At 38.3% G+C, this 6,783-nt stretch carries 8 protein-coding genes and 1 pseudogene; all 9 read right to left on the bottom strand.

All coding sequences use genetic code 11. The features are described from left to right. A pseudogene (locus QVD32_RS12370) lies at positions 1–98 on the bottom strand (ATP-binding domain-containing protein); the annotation flags it as partial. Positions 99–244: 146 nt separating this feature from the next. Further along, on the bottom strand, positions 245–1,606 hold the full coding sequence (locus tag QVD32_RS12365) for a WG repeat-containing protein (RefSeq protein WP_287710287.1): 1,362 nt from the start codon (positions 1,604–1,606) through the stop codon (positions 245–247). Next, positions 1,603–2,430 carry a hypothetical protein gene (locus QVD32_RS12360; protein WP_287710286.1) on the bottom strand — a complete coding sequence of 276 codons (828 nt, stop codon included), beginning with the start codon at positions 2,428–2,430 and terminating at the stop codon, positions 1,603–1,605. The genes QVD32_RS12365 and QVD32_RS12360 overlap by 4 nt, the downstream gene beginning before the upstream one ends. A gap of 537 nt (positions 2,431–2,967) precedes the next feature. Beyond that, entirely contained in the window at positions 2,968–3,576 is a 609-nt protein-coding gene (locus tag QVD32_RS12355) for a hypothetical protein (protein ID WP_134843888.1), read from the bottom strand. Positions 3,577–3,587: 11 nt separating this feature from the next. Further along, positions 3,588–4,544, bottom strand: a complete 957-nt coding sequence (locus QVD32_RS12350) for a caspase family protein (protein ID WP_287710285.1) — start codon at positions 4,542–4,544, stop codon at positions 3,588–3,590. Continuing rightward, positions 4,502–4,801, bottom strand: a complete 300-nt coding sequence (locus tag QVD32_RS12345; protein WP_287710284.1) for a hypothetical protein — start codon at positions 4,799–4,801, stop codon at positions 4,502–4,504. Before QVD32_RS12345 ends, QVD32_RS12350 begins: the two co-directional genes overlap by 43 nt. Then, complete coding sequence (locus QVD32_RS12340; RefSeq protein ID WP_287710283.1) at positions 4,798–5,049, bottom strand: hypothetical protein; 252 nt, start codon at positions 5,047–5,049, stop codon at positions 4,798–4,800. Before QVD32_RS12340 ends, QVD32_RS12345 begins: the two co-directional genes overlap by 4 nt. 272 nt (positions 5,050–5,321) lie before the next feature. Further along, entirely contained in the window at positions 5,322–6,140 is an 819-nt protein-coding gene (locus tag QVD32_RS12335) for a hypothetical protein (protein WP_134843885.1), read from the bottom strand. Positions 6,141–6,634: 494 nt separating this feature from the next. Next, a partial coding sequence (locus QVD32_RS12330) for an ATP-binding domain-containing protein (protein WP_287710288.1) occupies positions 6,635–6,783 on the bottom strand: 149 nt, incomplete at its 5' end.

Below are 6,783 nucleotides of genomic sequence, written 5' to 3'. Positions count from 1 at the left end.
TGGATATAATCAGGTGTCAACATATCATCCGTCATATATCCCTGATCTACATAGACATGTTCCCACTGTCCACCCTGTGCCTTGTGGCAAGTGATGGCAGTGTCCATTTCTCTCCTGAATACCAATGAAGCTTACTCCATTGCGCAACGAAGTAAGCTTCAATGGCGATTGAAGTAGGCTTCGATGGCGATTGAAGTAAGCTTTATGATTCGGAAACGTAAAATGCTATATTGTTGAAGTCTTGTTACCAGTTATATGGCACTTCTGTTTCTGTGATTGTTTCCGTCTTGTCACCATTATTTTTTCCCATAACGATAGTTCCTTTTTCTGCATTGATGGAATAAGCGTTTGCATGACCTTTCCAAAAAATATTACCATTGCAATCGAAGATATATTTCATGTCTGTCCCTTCGCCAATTACCAGATAGTCTCCAAAGTAGTAGTTGCCGCACCATACATCTTCATTGCTGTTGACAAGAGTCTTGATTATGGCTCCTTCCTTGTTAATAAGATAAGCAGTTTTTCCAATGTGAGCGATATTGTTTCCGTTCTTGAAACCTCTTCCCATATTGTCATATGCCCCAAATGGCACAACTTCTTTTCCTGTATTGTCTATAGCGCAAACCTTATCTCCATTTTGGATGATGGCTAGTCCATTGCGTCCAAATGGATAAGCAAAGCCATATTTGGCTGGAATAACAATCTTTCCAGACTCATTCATAAAACCGAAAACATATTTGTTGCCAACTTTTTTTTTGAATGGCAATAAGCCTTCATTGAATGGTTTTAATAAGCTGAATGAATTAGCATATATTCCAAATCCATTATAGATGTTTTGGCTTCCATCCATGGAAAATCTATCATAGAAAGATTTTAGTTTAGCTCCTTTTTTGGAACCATCTGTAATGACAAATGGCTTTGAACAAAACCAAAGACATTCTTTGTCTCTTACTTTAGGTGAGAGATAACTACAGCCTTGCTTCCTTATTTCCATAACAGCTAAATAGTATTGGGCTTCATAGTTGAAAATGTCTTGATAGGCGAGGGTACGAAACATTCGGAAAGCCTCTTCATACTTGTGCTGTGAATAGAGGCGTATAGCTTTACCTATTGACAAATCATTGTTGTTGTCAACGATACCTGTAATCATGTTGCCTCTTATCATAAACATGTCTGATCCTGTAAAGTTAAGATCTTTGTTCTTAACAAAAAGATTTGCGGTGACACATTTCAATGGTGGTTCATTGTCTTTCTTGTTCTTGATGTCAGGTGCTGCGTCGTCATCCAATTGTGTTATGTTGGACAACTGGAAGTGAGTCTTGCCACATAGGCTCTCAAAGCCATTGAGATAGGTGTCCATGACTTTGTCTCCGTTTCCCAATACTTCTTTGGAGCGTTTGATAAACTCTAACATCAGTTTGTCGTCCACCCTGCAACTTTTCTTACCTTCACACATCTGTGAGATTTTGTCTCTCATTTCGATGTCATCTTCGTCCATCCAAGTTGAAAGATAATTGCCATATTTTTGGATGGTAGTCGTTGGAGCTTGAGCATAGGTGGAAAGAAATGTCAAGCACATTCCTGCTAATAAATAAATTCTTTTCATATCTTACTTTTTGGTCTTGTATAAATGTTATTTAGGAACTGCTCCTTTTCATCATTGCTCATCTTCCATAAGTTGTCGATGAGCCAACCAGAATTATTGCCTTCTCGATCAAAGTATTCAATACTGAAAGCATATTCTGGTATCTGAAGGAATGTCAGTTTCACATTGTCGATGAAGTCGATTTTCAAGAGACCAGTTTGTACCATTGTGAAAAATACGGTAGTGGGATCTACTTGGTAGTATTTATTGGCAAAATTGGTGACACACTTTTGGTAGTCGGTTGTTATACGATGAAGTGAGGTGAATCTAGTCTCATGGTCGTCTGGCATCAGCATGATTCTTTCATTCTTTATTTTGGGTGTCAACTCAAAGAGTTTACCCTCTGCCTTTTGAATCACCCATTTGTACATATCCTCACCTCGTTGCTCAATGGTGAGATAAAGGAAGAAAGATGTGTCCTTGCCTTTGTAACTGCCTTTGCATTTTACCTTGGCAAACCAAAGAGAATCTGCATAATGGAGTTGGACTTGATGGATGATAACTTGTTGCATCATAGAGTCTGCAACCTTTAGTTTTGCATCGTTAGCAGATTTATAGTTCGCCAGGTTTAATAACATGAGAAGATTCTTCTTCCTTGCATCTTTGCTTTTGCTTGGAATGTCTTTTCTCTTTTCTGTCCCGTTGAATCGGCTGAAGAATTCGTCCACGAGTTTTACTCTTGCATCGTACATGCTTTTGTTTAACTCGTTGACAAACTGTGCTCTTGTTGTCAAGGGTACAATCAACAATAGTAAGAGGTATAGAATTGTCTTTTTTGATTTCATTTTCTTTGACATGATTATGTATATAACTGATGTAAAGATTGCCTAGCAAAGGATGCCATTCTTCACGTTTTTCGGTTGACTCCTTAGCAAGCATCAAGCTGTCTTGATGCCTATACGTAACCGCATTATCTATAGATATGACTTTGCATTCTACCCATATTGTACTTTGTTGGGAGTCTGGTGTTTTGCAGTTCCAATTAGGTACTTGAATGGAATCTAATGTAATGTCCGATAAAGATAATTGAGAAGTTCTAATACTCTTCAGAAGGGAATCAATCGGGAAGCTCTGAAAAACTATGCTATCTTTATAGATGATAGCATATGAGTTTGGCGAGAAAAGTGCCTTTGCTTTTTTCTCATAATAACATCTCGTTTCCAATGACTTTTGCTCATTAGACATAAACTGCAAATAGTCTTTGAACAAGCCGATATATTCATAGATTCTTTTTTCAAGAATCGTATCGCAGTGGATTTCTTGCGCCCGTCCTTCTATAGAATAGGACAGGCACAAGAAGATGAATGCAAGCATATGTCTCATCATAACTTGCGAGTCTCGTCTGCTGTGACATCACCAAGTAAAATCATCAGCTCGGTTCCATTTTCCGTTTCTTCTGCGAAAACATAACATTTAACGTGCTTACGAGTGATGTCTTTGTATATAGGTCGTCCATCTTGATAACCAATAAAAGCTTGTTCAAAATAGCAAGTGCACACAAAAAGATTCTCGCCAATCTTTTGTAGTTGGCTTACCTTTATGTCTGCAATGTCTGTTGAGGTAATGTTTACTTGGCTATATCCTAGGTCAATAAGACTTTGGAAGTAAGTCTTCATCAACCGTCGTGATTTAGTCTTTCTTTTAATGGATGTAACTTCCATTTGTACGCCTTCTTTTCTTACTCCATCTTCCTCGTAGCTTTCTCCGCAACCAACAAAAAGATTAAGAGCTTTTTTCTTATAGTAAAGGCGTGTGTTTGCTTTCTTATTCTTGTTGGCCATAAATGAGATATAGTCGTTCATTTGACCAACTTTCTCTGCGGCACGTCTTTTGATTTGTTCTGTCAGTTGGTTTTGTGCGAAAACTATACTCGTCATTATGATGGTGAAGAACAACATCGCCAGTCTTTTGTAAAGGATGTTCTGTTTCATATTATGTTGTTTTACTTTTTATATATTTCTTTTACGACTAATGCAATTTTGCCATTTGTACCTTTTAAGTATCCGCAAATGGCAATTTTTCTCAGTAATCGAGATGTCGCAACTCTACCGTTGAAATCTTCAAAACTACTTCTATCAATAACAAAATCATTGTCTTGGCTTAGTACTTTGACTTCACTGATTTCGTCACTATACGTTTGGGTAAACCTTTGCTCTACCTCAATGCGGTCTTCTTCGTTGATGCTAGTGTCTGTGAGATAATCATAGATTGTGGCAATTTTGTTGAGGAGATTTTGGGCAGTTTGTTTTTCTGCATTTTCATCAGATGTACTTCCTTCTTGCTTAGAAGTAGGTTTTTCAATGTTTTCTTGTTGAGGTGCTTCTTTCTTTGCGGTTTGCCGAGGAGCCGATGTCTTTGTCACGTGAGTTTCGAAGATAGGTGTTTGTCTGTTCTTTGTAACTTCATTGACTGTAGATTTTGTTTCTGCCAACAATGCATCCCAAGAGGGAGCTAATTCTCCTTTTTGAAGGGCATCAAATATATGCACTAGTACGTTTGTATATGTGTCGAAATAGCCGAGATTACTCTCCGCGCATCCTGATGTCTGACCAGGTGAGGCTGATGTGACAAGTACATTTCCTTTGTAGCTGAGACATAGTTCTTGAATTCTTGCAGCTTCTTGGTCTGTCATATATGTATTTCCGTTATTAGGACTAAACTGAGGAGCGATTTTTGAGGTAAGACCTCTAGATTCTGAATTGCAGCACATTCCAATGGTGACAGTCAAACGAGCTCCTTTCGACTTGAGTTGGTTATATACCCAATCGAGTGGGATCATTCTTTCATTGTAGGATTGTCCCAAGCACATTTGTGGATATACTGTAGATTTATCGTTAATGGCTCTTCCGCCATGTCCTATATAGTAGAACATAATGATGTCATTAGGTTGACAATGCAAGTTTTGAATGGCTTTCTTGCAGTTTTCTGGAGAAAGGCGTGAGTCATAATAATCTTGTATGTTTGCGGTATCCCTTTGGAAGCTAAAGCAGCATTGATAAGGTTGATATATCTACCATATAATACTTTTCTTCCTAAAATATCTATCTCTCCAACATTTTCATCTTTTGTATCGATAAATGTAAGCCAGTGAATGGTTTGAGCGTATGTCATAGCTGACATCAGCAGCATAGACAGAAGGAAAATTACTTTTTTCATTTGTTGAGTCTATTATTGTAAACACCTGTAATAAATTTATCCGTAGGATAGAGCATGGCACAGAAACGTAAGAGTTCATAGCCTTCTATGTCGAATCGTTTAATCTGTTTTGATTCCGTATCGTTAATCGACCATTTACCAAGTCCTAAGTCCACATAAACATAAACCTTCTCCTTGTTGGATTTTTTCAATTCAAAGCCAATACAAGGGGTGAAATGTCCATAGACGATTTTGTCTTGTTGGGTCATTTGTGGATTTGACAAAAGAAATCTCAATAAGAATTGATATTTTCTTCTCAATTTCTTGAAGTCGGTTCTAATACTTTTGCCCTTTTCATATTTGCATAGAAAGGTTTTGGTATGTTTTGATTTGACTATGATTTCTGAAATACTATCACCGATTGCTTTGCTCCAACAACTGTCTGCCTTTAAAATTTCTTTAGAGGTAGCTTGGCAGCTTACACTTGTCAAAATTAGGACAAGTGCAAGCAAAATATGTTTGAAAGATGATTTTCTCATGGTTAGAATGCATAAGATGAAACAAGCATGAATGTTCCAAATGTGGATTTCTCGTTAAAGTTTAGCTTCTCACCATCCAATACAGCATCTTTGTTGTAATACTTGTAGAACTGATGAGAGTAGCGCAAGTTCCAGTGCCAGTGAGTTGAAGGAATGGTAAAGCCTATGCCGACAATGCCAGAGAATCCACTGTTGACAAGATCTTTATTTTTAATTGTTTCACCATCAGTTTTTTCTTTGTAACTTAGTGCGTAGTCATAACTTCCACCCAATTCCAGAGTAGGACAGAATGCACCTGTTGTGTAACTGCCAAATCGAACTTTCAGCAATGCGGTTGGAACAAACATCGTCTTAGTTGCATCTCTGTAATCTTCATCGCCAGTCATTTTGTATGCCATATTTTCTTGTTCGTAGTTTGCCTGGATTTCAAATCCCAATGGAACCGTTCGAGACATATAGCCAAGGCGGTAACCAACGGAGTAGTTTTTCAAACTCCAATCCATCTTGTGTCTGAATTTCGCTTTGTCGTCATCAATCTTCATACTTTTGATGGCGTGCCATTTATAAGTGAACATTGGCATCCAAAATTTAGCTGAAGCTGGTAAATCTCGCTTAATAGTTCCTTCTTCCATATCTACGCCACAGTAAATGGCGGCGATGGCACTTTCTGCTACCATAGCTGCACCAGAATAAGCAGGATTGGTTGTTGTGATGATAGGACCAACCGTCCATTCACTTCTTTGAACTTGGGCATTTGCTTCTGTAGTGAAAACTGTTAGCAATGATGCAATAACGGCAAGTTTCATCATGTTCTTTTTCATATCAGATGTTGTTATACCAACGACTCCCAAATTGGCAGTTAATATAATAAATAAGGTATATATATAAAGAAAGCGTGGAGCCAGTCCTGTCACTCGTTCCACGATTCGTAGGCCTTCGCATTGCCCCAACTTGCCGAAACGAGCAACGCTGAAAGCCCCACGCCGATGTAACTATATAGATACCCCATCTAACTCTGAACGTATGAGTCCAAAGCCAATGAGGGCTGTATAATATACACCCCATAGGGCGTCCCCGTTGCTTTTGTTCTTGACAAGTTGTTGAATTTGCGAAGTTCACGAATCGTCAAAACCAAAGCGTTCAGTTACGCCTTAATATATATATGCATCCCCGACCTCAGCCCAATGGAGGCTTTCAGCAAGGTTTACGGATGCAAAGATAAGGATTATTTTTTAATAATGTATAAAAAATAGCGAAAAAAAAAGAAATATTAGTAACTTTATATCCGAAATCGATTTCCAGCGCAGGGAACTCTTCAGGCTTGCGTTTGTGTTTTAGGCCAATTCACTAAGAAGAGTTTACTCTTGGCACGGGTAAAGGCGGTATAAAGCCAATGGATATAATCAGGTGTCAACATATCATCCGTCATATATCCCTGATCTACATAGACATGTTCCCACTGTC

It is taken from the genome of Barnesiella sp. (assembly GCF_022723415.1).
In the GTDB taxonomy this organism is placed as follows: Bacteria; Bacteroidota; Bacteroidia; order Bacteroidales; family Barnesiellaceae; genus Barnesiella; species Barnesiella intestinihominis.
Note: the sequence above shows the minus strand (reverse complement) of the source record. Positions and strands in the feature narration are given on the sequence as shown.